We start from the raw sequence: 18,209 nt of genomic DNA on the forward strand, positions 1-18,209 counted from the left end.
GTCAAAAAGGCATGAGATTTCCCATGCCCTTTAAACTTGTTTCCTTTATTCTTTATTTTCCTTCAAATATGACTGCATAGCCTCCTGCAGTTCTGCATTGGCCTCTTCCGGTGTAACAGCAAGACCGAAAATCTGCTGGCAGGTATCCTTGTGTACCTCAGCCACTGTGGGCGGCATATACTGGTCGTAGAAAATCTGCATATTGCTGGCCTTATTTGCGGCTTCCAAAATCTGTTTTACTACAGGATCCTTGATAAGCTCCTCAGCATTCTTTACCGGAGGTATTTTATTTTCTGATACCATCTTCTCAATGATCTCATCATCATAATAATACTCACACATATCAAAAGCAGCTTTTAATTTTTCACCCTCACAATTAAAGGACAGGAAATAACCGCTGGTACCGATTTGTATTGAGGCATCCGCATCCGATCCGTCTACAGCCGGGAATGAAAACCATCCTAATTTTTTATAAAATTCTTCATCATCACTTTGGAATGTTCCCGTATACCAGGAACCACCCAAAAGCATAGCTGCAGATTCCTGATAGATCAATTGTTTTGCCTGCCCGTCATCTTCGCTGAGGCTGTTAACCCCTTCCGGGAAATATCCTTTTTTCACCCATTCCTGAATCTTTTCTCCTGCATATACAAAGCTCTCATCCTCAAAAGTACCGCTTCCATCCACGGCTTTCTGGATCGGCTCCAAACCGCCCTTTCTTGTAGCCAGGCTCATAAAATACATGGAACCAGTCCATTTTGATGCATTTGCAAGGGCAAATGGCGTAATTCCGTTGGCGGCCAGAGTATCACAAACGGTTTCAAGTTCAGAAACCGTCTCTGGTACCTGCAGATCATATTTTTCAAATATTTCTTTGTTATAAAACACGCCGCTGATGGTCAGCTGCATAAATGGAAATGCGTACAGCTCTCCATTATAACTTGACTGTTCCATTGCGCTGTCAATGATTCTGTCTTTTACCGGGCTTGCATCCATAAGTTCCTGAATAGGCTGCGCATAGCCTGCCTCAATATACTCTTTCATGGGGCCGCCAACCCAGGTAACATATACATCGGGACATTCATCTGCGCTCATGGAGATCACAAGTTTTTCTTTATATGTATCGTTCTGGATCGCCTCACTGGTGACATGAAATCCGGTATCCGTATTGTCATTAAACTTATCCACAGCATATTTAAGTATATCTTTATCGGGGTTTTCCGTCCCAATGTTCCAATATACGATTTCTTCTTTCCCGTTGTCATCTGCCGAAGCAGATTCTTCTTTGCCGGAACATCCCGTACAAAGTGACATCACCATAGATACCGTTATTACTAATGCTGCCATTTTCTTTTTCATTTCTTTCCTCCCTGATATGTATTTGGTGCTTCCTGTTACTAAGGCTTATTATATCAGGGCTGTTTTGAAAAATATCTTAAATAAATACGCAACAATCTATAATAATCAACTATATTACCGCAGCAAAACCAGCTGTCGGGCTCCTGTATCCAATGTGTATACCATCCTTTTATTTGGCATCATGACAAATTCCTGTATTTCCTATGATCCTCTTTAATCCTTGCCCTCACTTCCGGTTCTGCTGCCAGCTTGTACCCCAAACCGGCTATAATATCCGCCCCGTCTCTCAAGACTTTTCCCGCTGCTTCTGTGTGCAGAAGCCTTTCAAACGCTCTGTCGTGGATCACAATATCCTTCCGGTCTCCGGTAATGTCAATCATAGGGTGAAAGACCGGTATTCTCAGATTCACATTTCCCAGATCCGTGGAACCTCCAGGCCCCTTGGATTTAACGGTCTTTCTTCCTGTATCCATAAACAATTCCTGCATTATTGCATCCATATAGTCATTCCAGTAAATTTCCCCGTAATCCGGATACCGCTGGGTCCACTCCACAGTGGTCCCCGTGGCCATGGCAGCTCCTTGGGCGCAGGTTTCGGATATCTTATTGAGTCTCCACAGGTTCTCAATGGTGGCTGCCCTGTAATAATAATCCAGGCAAACCTCCTCCGGAACAATATTCGGCGCTGCCCCTCCTTTTGCCACAATGCCATGGAACTGACAGTCCTTTGTCAAATGCTGGCGCCACATATCCATGGCGTCCATAAAGAGCCTGGCAGCATTCAGGGCATTCAGCCCCTCCTCCGGGCACGCGGAGGCATGGGCCGCTTTTCCGTGGAATGTAAAATATCTGTCATTGGATGCCAGCACCTGGAAATAGGTCACATTCTCGTTATTTAAATGCACCATGGCCGCATATTCGCAGCCGTCAAAGCCTCCGTTCCCGGTCATATAGCATTTTCCGCCTACGAATTCCTCCCCGGGTGTGCCTATCAGATCAATTCGCACAGGCAGATCCGGATACGCCTCCCGCAGCGCCAGCGCCCCTAATATGCTGATCGCGCAGCTATACGAATGCCCACATGCGTGCCCTACATCGGGCAGTGCGTCATATTCACATAAAAATGCAGCCTTTGGTCCCTTAAAGTCCTTTCTCTCTCTGTCCACAGCCAGGAATGAGTGAGGCATCCCTGCATAGGGAGCTGTTATTTCATACCCCAGTCCCCCCAGAAAATCCGTGATGTATGCACAGGACTCCTTTTCCTCTCCGCTGATTTCCGGGTGATCTGTCAGATGATCCGCCAACACTTTTACTTTATCAAAATATTTTTCAACCTTGTCTTTAATTGCTTCCTGCAGCATATCCCTCTCCTATCCGCCCCGCTTACCTGATGCGGTGGCCAAAACGCGCCAGACAGCCGGCATACAAGTCGTATCCGCCGTCCATATCATGATAATAAATCTGGCACACTTCCACATTCGGATATATTTTGACCGGATGGATACAAAATATCTCTAAATCCAGTGTCCCGCAAAGCCAATATCCCCAAAACCTGCGCTCACGCTGTTGGGATTGATCCGTTTTTCGTCAAACGGCTCAATTATGATCTCCCTGCCCATATGCTTCCTGATTTCTTTGCCTGATAATATCATTGTTTTTGTTCCCCAATAGGTAATATCATTGGTAACTGTTCCGTACCTCTGTAGTTACAATTATTGTGTCTGAAAGTCTGTCCTGATTATAGCATTTCTTTCACAAGATTGACAAGAAAATGCTGTCCGGAACGGAAAGCATACCGGACAGCATATATGATTAAGAATAAAACAAATTGGGCAGCCACGTGGACAAGGCTGGACAGAATATAATAAGCAGCAGGACCAGGAACATGACCGGAAGATATTTGGCGCACTCCTTTGTCACTGTGGATACAGGCAGTCCTGACACATCCGACATGACGAACAGGCATATCCCAAACGGGGGTGTGACCCTCTCCGCCATGTGGGCCTCACCCGGTCATTACCTGATCAAAGAACTGATGGCGTTTGATACCTATTATTATGAACAATATGATAACCCTGATGAGATGAATGAATTCATTGAGCAGATCACGCCATTTTGCAGCAGATTATTTGAGGCTGCTTTGAACAGCCCTGCAGAGGTGATACTTTCAGGTGCCAATTTTGATACCTCATTTACCGCGCCGTCCATGTTTGAAGAATATATTGTGCCTGCATTGAAGGAACAGTCCGAAAGGGCACACGCCCGCGGCAAATATCTGGCCACACACACAGACGGGGAAAATACCGGACTGATGGAACTCTACTTAAAATCCGGATTTGACATAGCGGATTCCATATGTCCTGCCCCTATGACGAAAATCTCCCTTGAGGATACCCGGCGCATGTTCGGGGATACCTGTACGGTGTGGGGCGGTATTCCTTCTATCTCCGTTCTGGAAGAATCCATGAATGACCTGACATTTAAACGGTTTGTGGAGGAAAAATTCGATAACCTGGGAAAAGGGGACCATCTTATAATGTCCGTGGCCGATACGGTGCCTCCTGCCGCCAAATTTGACAGGATTTTGTATCTGAAGAAAAAGGCAGAGGAGTTCGGGCCGGTAAGGCCATAGAAAGTATGTGGGCAAGCACCCTATATCCATAAAGAAAAACAGAGAAAACCGCGGGACATCGTTTTTATATCCCACGGTTTCCTCCGTCATCTGCGTTTTATAATTAATACCGGAGCAGCCAGCGCGATAGGAAGCAGACTGCTTCCTATCCGTGCATCACGCAGCGTGTTACTTGCTGTTCGCGGAGCTGCATTTTTTGCAGGGCTGCCAATAGTTAAAATTATTTGAAATATTCCACACCGGATTCAAAAATCTGAATATCCTGCTCACCATAAATATTCATGGCTACACCACTGTCACGGCGCTCGCTGTGAGCCATCTTGCCAAGGATACGTCCATCCGGGCTGGTGATCCCCTCAATGGCAGCGTAAGAGCCATTTACATTCCACTCTTCATCCATAGTCACATTGCCGTCCAGATCACAATACTGGGTAGCTACCTGGCCGTTTGCAAAGAGCTTCTGTATCCATGCATCATTTGCCACAAAACGTCCCTCGCCATGGGATGCCGGGTTTGCGTAAACATTACCCGGCACGGCTTTCTGCAGCCAAGGGGATTTGTTGGAAACCACTCTTGTGTAAACCATCTTGGAAATGTGGCGTCCCACCGTGTTGTATGTCAAAGTCGGTGAATCTGCAGTCTGTCCGGTGATCTCACCGTTTGGTACAAGCCCCAGCTTAACCAGCGCCTGGAATCCGTTGCAGATACCAAGTACAAGTCCGTCTCTCTCGCTTACCAGCTTCATAACCGCATCTTTGATCTTTGCATTCTGGAATGCGGTTGCAAAGAATTTTGCGGAGCCGTCCGGTTCATCACCTGCTGAAAATCCGCCCGGGAACATAATGATCTGTGCCTGGTCAATAGATTTTTCAAATGCAGCAACAGAATCACGGATATCCGCTGCATCCAGATTCTTGAATACCTTTGTGATAACCTTCGCACCGGCTCTCTCGAAGGCTTTTCTGCTGTCATATTCACAGTTGGTACCCGGGAATACCGGAATAAATACAGTGGGCTGTGCGATCTTATGCGCACAGATATGAATGCTGTCCGCCTTGTACAGACCTCTGTCCTCGTCTTTTGTAATATCATCGGTCTCGGAACCGGAACGTGTCTTGAACACTTTTTCAAGAGGTGTCTTCCAGGTTTCCAGCGCTTCCGCCATGGAAATATTCATATCTTTATATTCAATGGCAGCCTTATCCGTCACTTCACCGATCACTGTGTATGTGACTGCCAGCTCACCCACTTTGTCTTTTTTCACTTCACAGATAATATCGCCGAAGCCCGCGCTGAACAGATCTCTTTCATCCACGTTATGCTCCATTTTCACACCCATCTGGTTACCGAATGCCATTTTGCTCACCGCCGGAGCGATACCGTGACGGTCAAGAGCATATGCGGACACAACTCTGCCTGCCTGAATATCCTCATGCAGCTTACTATACTGCTCTTTCAGCGCCTCAAAATCCGGAAGGTCGTATTCTGCTTTTGGAGCACGCAGCCAAACCAGCTTGTTACCGGGTGTTTTCAGCTCCGGTGTGATGATATCTTTCTGCTTTGCAACATCCACAGCAAAGGATACCAGTGTAGGCGGAACATCAATCTCATTGAAGGTACCCGACATGGAATCCTTGCCGCCGATAGAAGGAAGCCCGAATCCAAGCTGTGCCGCATAAGCGCCCAAAAGAGCTGCAAAAGGCTGGCTCCAGCGGTGGGGATCTTCTGTCATCCTGCGGAAATACTCCTGGAAGGTAAAGCGGATCCTGCTGTAGTCACCACCTGCTGCAACGATCCTTGCAACGGATTCCGTCACTGCATAGACAGCTCCGTGATATGGGCTCCAGCTTGACAGATACGGATCAAAGCCGTAGCTCATCATAGTAACTGTCTCTGTCTTACCGTTCAATACAGGAACCTTGGCAACCATGGCCTGTGTCTCTGTGAGCTGGTATTTTCCGCCGTATGGCATAAATACACTGGCTGCTCCGATGGAGCTGTCGAACATTTCCACAAGGCCCTTCTGGGAACAGGTATTTAAATCGGCAAGTGTATCCATCCAGCGTTTTTTCACATCAGCAGATTCTTCTGCCCGGTCCAGGACATTTCCTTCACTGTTCGGAACATCTACAAATACATCTGTTTCCTGATGCGCACCGTTGGTATCCAGAAATGCCCTGGATAAATCCACAATGGTATTGCCTCTCCAGTTCATGACCAGACGGGGGCTTTCGGTCACAACAGCCACCGGAATTGCTTCCAGGTTCTCCTCTTTGGCGTAATCCAGGAACTGTTCCACGTCTTTTGGGTCAACCACAACCGCCATACGCTCCTGGGATTCAGAGATGGCGATCTCTGTTCCATCCAGTCCGGCATATTTTTTCGGAACCTTGTCCAGGTCGATCTGTAGCCCTGCTGCCAGCTCTCCGATGGCAACGGATACACCGCCTGCGCCGAAATCGTTGCATTTTTTAATGATCCTGCTGACTTCTTCTCTTCTGAAAAGTCTCTGGATCTTCCGCTCCGTAGGTGCATTTCCCTTCTGCACCTCAGCACCGCAGGTCTCGATAGACTCTTCTGTATGCACTTTTGAGGAACCTGTAGCACCGCCGCAGCCGTCACGTCCGGTACGTCCGCCCAAAAGGATGATGATATCATCAGGGTCGGAGTTCTCACGGATAACCGCCCGTCTCGGAGCCGCACCTAATACGGCACCGATCTCCATACGTTTCGCCACATAATTTGGATGATACACTTCCTTCACATATCCCGTAGCCAGACCGATCTGGTTTCCATAGGATGAGTAGCCATGGGCCGCACTTCTGACCAGCTTCTTCTGAGGTAGTTTTCCCTTCATGGTATCTCTTACAGACAAGGTTGGGTCAGCCGCACCGGTCACACGCATAGCCTGATAAACATAGGTACGTCCTGACAGCGGATCACGGATCGCGCCGCCCAGACAGGTAGCCGCGCCACCGAAAGGCTCGATCTCTGTAGGATGGTTATGGGTCTCATTTTTAAAGTTGATCAGCCATTCTTCTTCCTTACCGTCCACATCAACCGGTACAATAATACTGCAGGCATTGATCTCGTCAGACTCTTCCTGGTCCTGAAGCTTTCCTTCTGCCTTTAATTTTTTCATAGCCATCAAAGCCAGATCCATAAGGCATACAAACTTGTCATCCCTGTCTTTGTATATCACCTGACGGTCAGCCAGATATTTTTCGTAAGTTTTTACAAGAGGCTCTTTGTAATCGCCCTCGCCGAATTCCACGTTCTTCAGCTCTGTGGAAAAAGTGGTATGACGGCAGTGATCAGACCAGTAAGTATCCAGTACACGGATCTCTGTCATGGACGGATCACGTTTTTCTTCCTTTATAAAATAGTTCTGGATGTGCTGGAAATCCTTAAACGTCATAGCCAGATTCAGGGAACCATACAGCTCTTTAAGCTCTGCTTCCGGCATCTTCTGGAACCCTTCAAAAATCTTTACATCTTCCGGGTCATCAAAATTTGTAACCAGTGTTTCCGGTTTTACAGCCTCTGCCTCTCTGGAATCCACCGGGTTAATACAGTGTTCCTTAACAGCCTCAAACTCCTGGTCAGAAATATTTCCTTCTATTACATAAGTAGTGGCAGAGCGGATGATAGGCTCCTCGTCCGCTTTTAAAAACTGTATACACTGCACCGCAGAATCGGCTCTCTGATCAAACTGTCCCGGAAGAAACTCTACGGAAAATACCTTATCCCCTTCCTTCCTCTCAAAATCCTCCTGATATAATACATCCACCGGAGGCTCAGAAAATACACAGTCACATGCTTTCTCAAATGCCTCATCGGAAATATTTTCTACATCGTAGCGAATCAGAACGCGCACTCCCCCCACGTCCTTAATCCCCAGATAACTGCTGATCTCATGGGCAAGCTCCTTTGCCTGTACAGCAAAAGCCGGCTTCTTCTCTACATAAACACGTCTTACACTGCTCATGTTGGCTCCTTTCTGCCTCTTTCTTCGGCACACCAAAACCCGCATTGCGGTTTCTTAATGATTTGTGTTATCAGGCGGCCCTTGGAAGGATCTCCTTTTGCCGCTTTCGTACTTATCATAACATGGATCTCTTCATTAATAAAATTAATATATCTTATATTTTTTATAACTACAGCTAATATATTCACAAAATTTTATTCTGGCCGTGCCTTACTATTCTGCCGTATACAAGTTAGACGATACTTTCCGGCACTATCCGGCGCCAAGAACAGGCATAGGGCTCCCCAGACCCTCTCCCAGACACTTCCGCCCACTTTGGTTTTTTCACAAAACCCATTGACTTGCCCCACCCCCTTTGCTAAACTCAAATAAGCCATCAATTTCACTAAGGAGACACACACATGAACCTAACTGCAAAACACACCATTTACGGCTGCTACCTAGGCTACATCACCCAGGCCATTGTCAACAACCTTCCGCCCCTTTTATTCCTCACCTTCCATAACCAATTCGGCATCTCCCTGGAGAAGATCAGCCTGCTGATCACCGTAAACTTCTGCATTCAGATCCTCATAGATTTCCTGGCGCCGGGGATCATAAAAAAGGTGGGATACCGGGCAGTAGGCATCACTTCTTTTCTCGTAACAACCCTGGGACTCACAGGATTTTCCTGGCTTCCCTTTGTCCTTCCAAACGCCTACGCAGGCATTTTGATCTGCATGACCCTCAATGCCATCGGCGGCGGTATCCTGGAAGTCATCGTAAGTCCTATCGTGGAAGCCTGCCCCAGTGAAAATAAAGAATCCGCCATGAGCCTTCTTCACTCCTTCTACTGCTGGGGGCACATGGGCGTGGTGATCCTTTCTACCGTGTTCTTCGTGGCGATCGGCATTGATTCCTGGCGGTATCTCCCCTCTCTTTGGGCGTTGGTCCCGCTGTTCACCTGCATGATGTTTTTAAAAATCCCTATCTACAGCATTGAGGGAGACGACGAGGAGACCCAGCTACCCGGAGGTATTTTCAAAAGCAGGATTTTCTGGGTTCTCTTTCTGCTGATGATATGTGCCGGTGCCTCGGAACAGGCCGTAAGCCAGTGGTCCTCCCTGTTCGCCGAGGATGGACTTGGTGTCAGCAAAACCGTGGGTGACCTTCTCGGCCCCTGCGCCTTTGCCTTCTTCATGGGACTTTCAAGGCTTCTTTACGGGATCAAAGGTGACAAGCTGAATATCCGCCACGGTCTGCTGGGAACCAGCGCACTGTGTATCGTGGGATATCTCATCACCAGCCTTTCCCCGATCCCCCTTCTCTCCCTGGCAGGCTGCGCACTGTGCGGCTTTTCCGTTGGACTGATGTGGCCCGGACTATTCTCCCTGGGCGCCGTTCTCTGCCGTGGGGGCGGCACTATGATGTACGCCATGTTTGCCCTGGCCGGTGATGTGGGATGCTCCGCAGGCCCTACCGTTGTTGGGTTTGTCACAGACGCCGTGGGCTCCATGAAGACAGGGATCATGGCGGCCCTTGTATTCCCGGCCCTTTTATTTATAGTCATGCTGGGTCTGCAGAAAAACTCTGCAAAAGAAAAGACAACAGATACAACGGCAGCCGGAGATTTGAGAAGTCAGGAATAAGGAAAGAACCGGAGGTGTTTTATGGATATCAGTTTTGAACTATATAAAGTATTTTACCACGTAGCCTCCACCCTGAGTTTTTCGGAGGCTTCAAGACAGCTTTTTATCTCACAGTCTGCTGTCAGCCAGTCTGTAAAATCCCTGGAACAAAAACTTGGCCACCCCCTCTTTGTGCGCAACACCAAAAAAGTGGAGCTGACGCCAGAGGGGGAAACCCTTTTCCGCCATGTGCAGCCTGCTGTCTCCCTGCTCCTTCAGGGCGAAAACCAGCTTATGCACACAGCGTCCGCGGAAGCGCCTCTCAGGATCGGCGCCAGCGACACCATCTGCCGGTATTTTCTGGTGCCCTATCTGCGGCGTTTCCACCAGGAATTCCCGGATATCCACATCAAAGTCACCAATGCCACCTCCATCGGCTGCGTGGAGCTGCTGGAAAACAGACAGGTGGATTTTATCGTCTGCAATTACCCCAACTCCAGGTTAAAGATAAAGGAACACTACAAAACCATTCTGACCTTCCGGGATGTGTTCGCTGCCAACAGGCACTACTTTGATCTTACGGACCAAAAACTTTCCCTGACAGAACTGCATCAGTACCCGCTTCTCATGCTCAGTAAAAAAAGCACGACCAGCGAATTTCTCCACAGCCTGTTTCTGCAAAAAGGTCTGAACCTGACCCCTGAAGTGGAATTGTCCAGCAATGACCTTCTGCTGGATCTGGCATATATCGGCCTTGGGATTGCCTTTGTCCCTGATTTTGTCCTGGACCAGCGAAAAAAAGGCCTGTACCAGCTTCAGATAAAAGAAGAGCTGCCCAAAAGGCATCTGGTTCTGGCTTACACCGAACAGCAGAGCACCTCCGCGGCAGCGAATAAATTTCTGGCTTATTTCAACGATTAAATGCTCCCTTCGTTGATTTTCTATTACCATGGATCCGTGCAGGCCCCGCAATGAAAGAACCGGGGCTTCCCGCCTGTTTCCCTTAGAATAACAACATACAGCGAAAAGAAACCGTCCCATTTTTACAAAACAGAGTCGATCAATAATTTGGTATAGTCCTGTTTCGGACGCATGATCACCTCATCCGGTGTCCCTTCCTCCACAATTTTCCCCTGGTACATCACCAGCACATAATCACAGAAATTCTGGACCAGCGCCAGATCATGACAGATCAGCAGTACGGAAAGTCCCATTTCCTTTCTCAGCTTTTGAAGCAGGGTGATGATCTGAGACTGCACAGTCACATCAAGGGCACTGGTTGCTTCATCACAGATGAGCAGCCGGGGATTGACGGCAAGTGCTCTCGCAATAGCCGCCCGCTGGCATTGCCCTCCGCTGACCTCATGGGGATAGCGGGCCGCATATTTCTCCTCCAGCCCCACCATGGAAAGAAGCTCCTTCATCCTTTTCCCTGCTTCTTTTCTCTTCATCCCGTAATTCCGCATCCCCTCCATAATACCGTCCCCCAGGCTGCGTCTCGGATCAAAAGAATCCTCAGGTGTCTGAAATACCATCTGTACATTTCGGTACAAATCCATCTGCTGCTTTCTCCCCGCCCCCACCATTTCCCGTCCGTCCAGAAGTACACTCCCGGCATCCGGTCTTGTAAAGCAGGTGATCATTCTGGCAATGGTACTTTTTCCGCATCCGCTCTCTCCCACAATGCCCACACAGGAACCTTCCTTCACAGAAAAACTCACATCATCCACAGCCGGACAGACATGCTTTGCTTTATAAAACGTTTTTTTCAAGTTCTTTACTTCCAGTATCTTATCCATAACCTAACCTCTGTGGATCCGCAGCACGGCACGGACTAATTTTTGAGTATATTCCTCCTTGGGATGTTGTATCACTTCTTTTGTATCCCCATATTCCACCAGCCTGCCCCGGTACATGACAGCCACTTTATCCGCCATATACTCTACCACGCCGATATTGTGGGTGACAATGACAATGGTTGTGCCGAACAGTTCTCTCATCTTCATCATTTCCCGCACCACCTGCGCCTGGACCGTAACGTCCAGAGCACTGGTAGGCTCATCCGCAAAGAGAAGGGCAGGCTTAAGGATCATAGCCATCATGATCCCCACCCTCTGGTTCATGCCCCCTGAAAGTTCAAAAGGGTAGCTCTTTAATATCCTCTCCCCATCCAAAAGCTTCATCTTATCAAACAGGTCCATGGCCCGTTCCCTGATCTCCCTTCTGGGTATTTTCTCATGCTGGAGAACTGACTCGTAAAGCTGGTCTTCTATTGTGCGGATCGGGCAGAGGGATGCCCCTGTGTTCTGGAAGATCATCCCCATCTGGGGGCCTCGCAGCTTACGCAGTTCCTCCCCTTTCAGCTCTGTGACATTCTTATCCCTGTAAAGGATACGGCCCCCCGTCACTGCCCCGTCACTGCCTAACAGACCCATGGCAGCTCTGATCAATGTGCTTTTTCCGCTGCCGCTCTCCCCCACGATCCCAAGGATCCGGCCAGGTTCCAGAGTCAGGTTTACATCTTCCAATACAGACTGTCCCGTATAACATATCTGCAGATGCTCCACCGCTAAAATAGACTGTCCCACGTTTTCCGTCCTTTCTGATCCCGTTGTTAATTTTTATCCAGGTCTACTGTGATCTCATAGTAATCACAGGGATGCGCTTCCAGACCTGTCACGCCTTCTCCGGAGACAATGGACATTTTCAGATGAGAGGCAAAAACAAACCCATTGTCATCCAGGATGGTCTGCGTCATCTGTGTGGCCAGCTTTGCCCTCTCATCCGTATCAAACGCTGCCTTCATCTGCCCCTCCAGTTCCTGCAGTTTATCGCTGTGATAACCGCCTCTGTTTTTGGAGGATTCGTCCAGGCAGTGTGTAGTGAAAAAATATTCCGGATCGCCGGTAGGTGCGCAGACAAATGCCCCTGCATAGATATCCCAGTCTCCGCTGTCCAGAAAGCTCTGGAAATCCGCGGAACAATTGACCTCCACTTTGATCCCAACCTCCTTAAGGGTAGCCTGCACCGTTTCTGCCAGCAGGGGAAGCTCCTGGCGGCTTGGATACGTCACCCAGCGTATGGTAAGATTTTCTCCGTCCTTATCCACATATCCGTCTTTATCACTGTCCGACCATCCTGCTTCTGCCAGTAATTTTTTTGCTTCCTCAGGCTGATACCCGGGAGCTGTCACCGTATCATCGCCAAAAGCAAAATTGGCGGGGAAAGGCCCTGCTGCCGCTGTCCCGTTTCCGTCTAAAAGTGTTTTGGTAAAGTTTTCTTTATCAATCGACATGGCAATGGCCTTCCTTACTTTTTCATCCTGAAGCGCCGGCGTGTCATAATTCATCTGTCCGAAGAAAGAACGGGAGGTTTCTACCGATGATATGGTATATGGCTCCTGTGAAAACAGCGGGAGGCTTGCATAGGGGAGGCCATAAGTCGCATCCAGTTCACCGGACTGCATAGCCATGGTCATGGTATCACCATCAGAAATGGTCTTCACATGGATGGTATCCAGTTTCGGCTCTCCGTCCCAGTAATTTTTATTTTTTACTAAAGTAAGGCCAACGTCTGTCTCTACTTCTGTGGCAATATAAGGGCCGGTTCCTGTCACATTTCCATCCTCCGTAACACCGGCTTCCATGTCAACCATACACCCATAAGGGTCGGACAAATAGTTTATCAATGCCGGTACCGGTTCTTTTGTGACAATGTTCAATATCTGTCCGTCCGCGGATATTTCCTTTATTTTTAAATCTCCCTTCGCCCTCTCATGGACGCTCACCAGATCATCCAGACATTCCTTAACTGCCTGCGCGTCCAGCCTGCGCCCGCTGGTAAAGGATACATCCTCTCTCAGCGTGATCTTCCAGGTATTCTCATCCACCAGTTCATACTCTGTGGCAAGCCATGGCTCCAGTTCCATTTTATCGGAATATTTAAACAATGTCTCCCCTATACCGTAGCGGATACACGCCCATCCGGAATACCCGTTGTGAGGGTTCACATCCGATTCATCGTTCTCTGCATTGAATGTGGTGTCTCCATAAGTGAACACCTTCTCCCCGTTTTCTTTTACCGTACTGTCTTCCTTAGCTTCTGCTTTGGCATCCCCACAGCCGGATAAAAGTGCTGCAGTCAGGCAAAATGCCAGTACCGCGGCACCCGCCTTTTTATGGAATAAGCTTGTTTTGTTCATGTCTAATCTCCCTTTCTCTGATGTCTTTGATATTTTCGGTTTCTCCGGGGATCCATAACATCCCGCACCGCATCACCTAATAAATTAAACAGCATCACCGTAAGAAATATGGCAAACCCCGGCGCCAGGATCACCCACGGGGATGTCTGAAGCATACTTCTGCCGTTACTCATCATGGAACCCCACTCCGCAATGGGAGGGACTGCCCCAAGCCCCAGAAAAGATAAGCCCGCAATCTCCATCATCATGGTACCGATATCCAGGACGCCGGTGATGAGGATTGGTCCTGCAATATTAGGAAGCATATGCTTCACAATGATTTTCCCTGTGCCAGACCCGGAAAGCCTGGCCGCTGCAATAAAAGGTTCTTCTTTCATGGTCATAACCTGACTCCTGGCAATTCTGGCGAATTTCGGCCAGGATATACATGCCAGAGCCACCACTGCGTTCATGACTCCGCCCCCTGTGACACCTGCAACCGCTATGGCAAAAACCATGCCCGGAAAAGCCAGGAAAACATCGGATATCCTCATAAGCACCGTATCCGTCTTACCCCCGTGATAACCGCAAAACACTCCGATCACAGTGCCCGCAGTCATGGTGATCACCACCAGCAGCAGAGATGAGAATATGGTTGTCTGTCCCCCCATGATCACCCTGGACAGCATATCCCTTCCATAACGGTCTGTTCCCAGCAGATGTGCCCCTCCGGGCGGCTTGAGGGCATTTCCCAGATCCTGGGCATAAGGGTCATAAGGAACAAGATATTTTGCAAACACTGCCGCCAAAAGCACTGCCCCCACCAATACGGACAAAAGGATGCATTTTAGTTTTATATCATCTTTCTTTATCATCCGTGGGCCTCCTGTCCTATGCGGATTCTCGGGTCCAGGAAGCAATAGATCAGGTCCGTGACAAGATTCACCAGCACGTAGATAACTGCCATCCAGATCACATATGCCTGGATCACCGGATAGTCACGCATGGTAATTGCGTCGACGGCCATTTTCCCCACGCCGTCCCACATAAATATAGACTCAACAATGGCAGTGCCTCCAAGAAGAGAACCGACAGATAATGCCAGCAGCGTTACAATGGTCAGCATGGATGCTTTCAGCACACTGAAAGAAAGGATCTTCTTCTCCTGAACCCCGCGCGCCCTGGCCCCCTGCACATACTCTTTGTTCAGCTCCTCCAGCACTGTGGCCCGCACCTGTCTGGTATATTTGGCCGCCATTGCCAGAGCCAGGGTAAGAGTTGGCAGAATGATACTTTTCCACCCCTGGGCATTTCCCATCACAGGGAACCAGCCAAGCTTTAGGGCGAAAATATAGATCAGCAGCAAAGACACGAAAAAATTCGGAAGGGAGTTACCGATAAAACTGAGAAAACGTATCAGATAATCCCAAAAATGACTTTGTTTTACAGCCGCTAAGATCCCAAGGGGAATGGAGATCAATACGGTCAGCAAAACGGACGTGGCTGCCAATGCAACGGTGGCCGGAAGTTTTGACACAAACGTGGTAAATACCGGTTGTCCGGAAACAAAAGACTTTCCCATATCTCCCGTGAGTACGCCCTTTAGCCACACCGCATACTGCTGGGGAAGAGGCTTGTCCAGTCCAAGTTCTTCCCTTGCAGCCGCTTTCTCGGCATCAGACATGGAACCTCCCGTATTTTGTTCCATCACATCAACTGCGTCCATGGCAGATGCCTGCATCAGAACAAAGGACAAAAGCGTGATCCCGATCAAAATAGGTATCAGCTGCAGAAGCCTTTTTATTATGTACTTTTTCATCTCCTCATTCCTTTTTGTAACTCACACTTTTTTCCGCAGATCATGAAAATGGGTGTGGGGTTATAGAACTCATCTTTTTCTATATAAATACGCCTGCTGATCCCCAGGTCTATGGAAATTTCTTCTATTTCCATCTGCCCCAGGGTTTCCACATCCCAGGCCGGGCGGACGCGGGAACTGATGGGGAGCTGGCGCTTGATCTCCTCACACGCCTGCATCATGTCCTCACCCAGCGTATGGTGGGCATGGCTGTCCGGCAGTTCGGAAGTATCCGCGAAATTACTGGCACCGTAATTGGCGTCAAAATTCAAAAGGATTCCCTCCGCCTTCAGCACTCTTATCCACTCCCCATAAGCTTCCTTCACATGGGGAAGGGTCCAGGTCAGGTTTCTGGAGATGACAACATCAAAACTTCCATCCTCAAACTCCAGCTTCTCCGCATCCATGACCAGAAAACGGCAGGAGACATTTTCTTCCTTTGCAAGCTGTTTGGAATTGACGATCATCTCCGGGGTCAAATCAGTTCCCGTCACCTCATGTCCCAGTTTAGCCAGAAGAATGGAAAAGAATCCGGAACCGCATCCCACATCCAGGATTTTTAATTTCTTTCCTGCCGGAAGCTTCTGCCGGATCTCCCCCAGCCAGCGTTCTGCCAGAGGGCTTTTCAGTTCTCTTCTCCTCTGCTCCATAAAACTCTCACTGCGCTTTGCCCAGTAATCCGTGATCCTCTCTTTTCTGTCATCAAAATTTTTGACAATCCTTCCGTAAGCGATCATTGGGCCGTTTTCCAGGACCTGGAGACTGCCTGTCTGACAGAGGATGACGCCGTCGCATTCCGCGCGGCAGACCTCCGTCACATTCCCTTCATAGTCCTTTACCGTACCCAGAACCTCCCCGCCCTGAATCATATCCCCCGGCATCTTATAGGGATACCAGCATCCGTTGGCAGAGGCGGCCTGATATCTGATATCCACCACATCAAGAGGATAATAGACCCGGTAGTCCCTCTGTCCCTCATAAATACCCAGCGAGCAGAGAATATTCCGCACATCTCTTCTGGTAGAGCGGACTTCCTCCATGGTCCAGCCTCCCATACCGCCTCTCTCCATAAGAATACCCGGAATACCGGTATGCGCCGCATAATTATAGGCACCGCCTGTGGCAACCGTGGACCGCACCATATAAGGCACATCCACCTGCTCCGCCATTTTTCTCGACATAGCCACCACCCGCTCCTCCGCCTTGCCCGCATAATACACATAAGGGGTGAGCTGTTCGTAATCGTCGCCGCTGTGCAGGTCAATGCAGAAATCAACCGCCGGAAATACTTCCTGTGTCATGGCCCAGGCAAGCTGCTGCGTCCAAGTTCCCTTTGGGTCCCCGGGAAACTCCCGGTTGAGATTCTTGCCATCCTCCAATCCCAGGCTGCCGCCTCTGCACGCAAAAGCCTCTCTGCATACTGCCTTCAAAATGACCACTGTTCCGCTAATCTTCCTGATCTTTAATTTTTCCGATAATTCAATGGCAGCCTGGATGCCCACATATTCTCCTGCGTGAACACCAGCCATAATAAGAACCGTTTTTCCCGGCTTCTCACCGTTTAAAATGGCTGCGGGAAGTTTGAATTTCCCCTCTGCCAGCTCCAGAAACCCGCTGCAGATTTCTCCCGGCTCTGCTTTCATATTTACAAGCGTGAATGTCTTCGTATTAAGCATAGACTTTGCTGTCCCCTTTCCGTCCATTTATCATAAACATGGGTGTGGAGCCATAGTTCAGCTTTTCCTCTTTGCTCCATACCCGCTCCCAGACTGATGTGTCTGTGTGTATTTCCGCAAATCCTGTTCGCTTCAGTATTTCCATATCCCAGCCCGGACGCATTTTTGAGGAGAGGGGCATCTGCAGGGCGATCTGCTCCATAGCGTCAATATCTGTGCACAGGTAATGGTCATCCAGGCTTAACTGCTCCACGTTTTTCCGGTCCTGCTCATAAGCGTTCCGCTTCTGTTCATCGTAGAGATATCCATACCAATTGGCATCAAAATTCAGAAGCTTTCCGCCCGGCTTCAACACCCGGTACCAATCCCGGTAAGCCTGCTCCGGTTTTTCCAGGTTCCAGGTCAGGTTTCTGGAGATCACCACATCAAAGGTGTTATCCTCAAATCCAAGATTCTGGGCATCCATACGGTAAAAATCTATTTTTTTACACAGGTTTCCCGCATTCTCCATAGCCTTCTCCAGCATCTCCCGGGTGTAATCCACGGCTGTGACCGGATATCCGGCTTCTGCCAGGATTATGGAAAAAAAGCCGGGGCCTGTGCCAATGTCCAGTATTTTCATTTCCTCCCTGGGCATGGCCGGAAATTCCGCCTCCAGCACTTCCAGCCAGGCCTCCTTCTGCATCCCTTCCAGTTCCTTATGGTTCACTTCCGAATACCCTTCTGTGCGGGTACTCCAGTATTTCTCTATTTTCTCCAGCAGTCTTTCCATAATTTCATCCTTTTCGCTATAATATCTGTTTTTTTCTTATTTTATTACTTTATCAGAACAGAAAAAATGCCACAAGCCCCATGGGGGGATTATGGCATTCATTCAAACATAATAATTTGTTATATTATTTTTACGGC

At 48.8% G+C, this 18,209-nt stretch carries 15 protein-coding genes; 3 read left to right on the plus strand and 12 right to left on the minus strand.

The features are described from left to right. Positions 1–45: 45 nt before the first annotated feature. The 4 genes from A4V09_RS13105 to A4V09_RS26815 form a co-directional block, all read right to left on the minus strand. Positions 46–1,359 carry an extracellular solute-binding protein gene (locus A4V09_RS13105; protein ID WP_065542752.1) on the minus strand — a complete coding sequence of 438 codons (1,314 nt, stop codon included), beginning with the start codon at positions 1,357–1,359 and terminating at the stop codon, positions 46–48. A gap of 179 nt (positions 1,360–1,538) precedes the next feature. Beyond that, entirely contained in the window at positions 1,539–2,720 is a 1,182-nt protein-coding gene (locus A4V09_RS13110) for a M20/M25/M40 family metallo-hydrolase (RefSeq protein ID WP_065542753.1), read from the minus strand. Positions 2,721–2,873: 153 nt separating this feature from the next. Next, positions 2,874–3,011 carry a hypothetical protein gene (locus A4V09_RS26055; protein ID WP_330396421.1) on the minus strand — a complete coding sequence of 46 codons (138 nt, stop codon included), beginning with the start codon at positions 3,009–3,011 and terminating at the stop codon, positions 2,874–2,876. A gap of 160 nt (positions 3,012–3,171) precedes the next feature. Then, positions 3,172–3,312 (minus strand): hypothetical protein, encoded by a 141-nt coding sequence (locus A4V09_RS26815; RefSeq protein ID WP_408606753.1) that lies wholly within the window; start codon positions 3,310–3,312, stop codon positions 3,172–3,174. Between A4V09_RS26815 and A4V09_RS13120 the strand changes: the two genes are divergently transcribed. Further along, on the plus strand, positions 3,245–3,991 hold the full coding sequence (locus tag A4V09_RS13120) for a uroporphyrinogen decarboxylase family protein (RefSeq protein WP_242963829.1): 747 nt from the start codon (positions 3,245–3,247) through the stop codon (positions 3,989–3,991). The two genes, A4V09_RS26815 and A4V09_RS13120, sit on opposite strands and share 68 nt — an antisense overlap. Before the next feature lie 220 nt (positions 3,992–4,211). On the opposite strand, the gene A4V09_RS13125 is transcribed toward A4V09_RS13120, so the two are convergent. After that, positions 4,212–7,979 carry a phosphoribosylformylglycinamidine synthase gene (locus A4V09_RS13125; protein ID WP_065542754.1) on the minus strand — a complete coding sequence of 1,256 codons (3,768 nt, stop codon included), beginning with the start codon at positions 7,977–7,979 and terminating at the stop codon, positions 4,212–4,214. A gap of 401 nt (positions 7,980–8,380) precedes the next feature. Here A4V09_RS13125 and A4V09_RS13130 point away from each other — a divergent pair, with 401 nt between their 5' ends. Beyond that, a complete protein-coding gene (locus tag A4V09_RS13130; RefSeq protein ID WP_065542755.1) occupies positions 8,381–9,607 on the plus strand; it encodes an MFS transporter in 1,227 nt (408 codons plus the stop codon). Positions 9,608–9,628: 21 nt separating this feature from the next. After that, positions 9,629–10,507, plus strand: a complete 879-nt coding sequence (locus A4V09_RS13135; RefSeq protein ID WP_065542756.1) for a LysR family transcriptional regulator — start codon at positions 9,629–9,631, stop codon at positions 10,505–10,507. Positions 10,508–10,629: 122 nt separating this feature from the next. Here the strand turns inward: A4V09_RS13135 and A4V09_RS13140 are convergent, their stop codons facing one another. Genes A4V09_RS13140 through A4V09_RS13170 form a run of 7 tightly spaced genes read right to left on the minus strand, consistent with a single transcriptional unit; the run spans position 10,630 to position 18,072 of the window. Next, positions 10,630–11,385, minus strand: a complete 756-nt coding sequence (locus tag A4V09_RS13140) for an ABC transporter ATP-binding protein (RefSeq protein WP_065542757.1) — start codon at positions 11,383–11,385, stop codon at positions 10,630–10,632. 3 nt (positions 11,386–11,388) lie between these two features. Beyond that, a complete protein-coding gene (locus tag A4V09_RS13145) occupies positions 11,389–12,174 on the minus strand; it encodes an ABC transporter ATP-binding protein (RefSeq protein ID WP_065542758.1) in 786 nt (261 codons plus the stop codon). A gap of 26 nt (positions 12,175–12,200) precedes the next feature. After that, positions 12,201–13,787: an ABC transporter substrate-binding protein gene (locus tag A4V09_RS13150; RefSeq protein ID WP_065542759.1), complete on the minus strand. Its 1,587-nt coding sequence runs from the start codon at positions 13,785–13,787 to the stop codon at positions 12,201–12,203. Positions 13,788–13,789: 2 nt separating this feature from the next. After that, positions 13,790–14,641, minus strand: a complete 852-nt coding sequence (gene nikC / locus A4V09_RS13155) for a nickel transporter permease (protein WP_065542760.1) — start codon at positions 14,639–14,641, stop codon at positions 13,790–13,792. Then, complete coding sequence (gene nikB, locus A4V09_RS13160; protein WP_065542761.1) at positions 14,638–15,585, minus strand: nickel ABC transporter permease; 948 nt, start codon at positions 15,583–15,585, stop codon at positions 14,638–14,640. Before nikB ends, nikC begins: the two co-directional genes overlap by 4 nt. After that, complete coding sequence (locus A4V09_RS13165) at positions 15,582–17,300, minus strand: methyltransferase domain-containing protein (RefSeq protein WP_065542762.1); 1,719 nt, start codon at positions 17,298–17,300, stop codon at positions 15,582–15,584. Before A4V09_RS13165 ends, nikB begins: the two co-directional genes overlap by 4 nt. Continuing rightward, positions 17,293–18,072, minus strand: a complete 780-nt coding sequence (locus tag A4V09_RS13170; RefSeq protein WP_065542763.1) for a class I SAM-dependent methyltransferase — start codon at positions 18,070–18,072, stop codon at positions 17,293–17,295. Before A4V09_RS13170 ends, A4V09_RS13165 begins: the two co-directional genes overlap by 8 nt. Positions 18,073–18,209: the final 137 nt, after the last annotated feature.

It is taken from the genome of Blautia pseudococcoides, from assembly GCF_001689125.2.
GTDB lineage: Bacteria > Bacillota > Clostridia > Lachnospirales > Lachnospiraceae > Blautia > Blautia pseudococcoides.

Bases quoted from the DNA above. Each gene is read 5' to 3' on its own strand.
- A4V09_RS13105 (WP_065542752.1), bottom strand. From the start codon at position 1,359: ATGAAAAAGAAAATGGCAGCATTAGTAATAACGGTATCTATGGTGATG.
- A4V09_RS13110 (WP_065542753.1), bottom strand. From the start codon at position 2,720: ATGCTGCAGGAAGCAATTAAAGACAAGGTTGAAAAATATTTTGATAAA.
- A4V09_RS26055 (WP_330396421.1), bottom strand. From the start codon at position 3,011: ATGATATTATCAGGCAAAGAAATCAGGAAGCATATGGGCAGGGAGATC.
- A4V09_RS13120 (WP_242963829.1), top strand. From the start codon at position 3,245: ATGACCGGAAGATATTTGGCGCACTCCTTTGTCACTGTGGATACAGGC.
- A4V09_RS26815 (WP_408606753.1), bottom strand. From the start codon at position 3,312: ATGTCGGATGTGTCAGGACTGCCTGTATCCACAGTGACAAAGGAGTGC.
- A4V09_RS13125 (WP_065542754.1), bottom strand. From the start codon at position 7,979: ATGAGCAGTGTAAGACGTGTTTATGTAGAGAAGAAGCCGGCTTTTGCT.
- A4V09_RS13130 (WP_065542755.1), top strand. From the start codon at position 8,381: ATGAACCTAACTGCAAAACACACCATTTACGGCTGCTACCTAGGCTAC.
- A4V09_RS13135 (WP_065542756.1), top strand. From the start codon at position 9,629: ATGGATATCAGTTTTGAACTATATAAAGTATTTTACCACGTAGCCTCC.
- A4V09_RS13140 (WP_065542757.1), bottom strand. From the start codon at position 11,385: ATGGATAAGATACTGGAAGTAAAGAACTTGAAAAAAACGTTTTATAAA.
- A4V09_RS13150 (WP_065542759.1), bottom strand. From the start codon at position 13,787: ATGAACAAAACAAGCTTATTCCATAAAAAGGCGGGTGCCGCGGTACTG.
- nikC (WP_065542760.1), bottom strand. From the start codon at position 14,641: ATGATAAAGAAAGATGATATAAAACTAAAATGCATCCTTTTGTCCGTA.
- nikB (WP_065542761.1), bottom strand. From the start codon at position 15,585: ATGAAAAAGTACATAATAAAAAGGCTTCTGCAGCTGATACCTATTTTG.
- A4V09_RS13165 (WP_065542762.1), bottom strand. From the start codon at position 17,300: ATGCTTAATACGAAGACATTCACGCTTGTAAATATGAAAGCAGAGCCG.
- A4V09_RS13170 (WP_065542763.1), bottom strand. From the start codon at position 18,072: ATGGAAAGACTGCTGGAGAAAATAGAGAAATACTGGAGTACCCGCACA.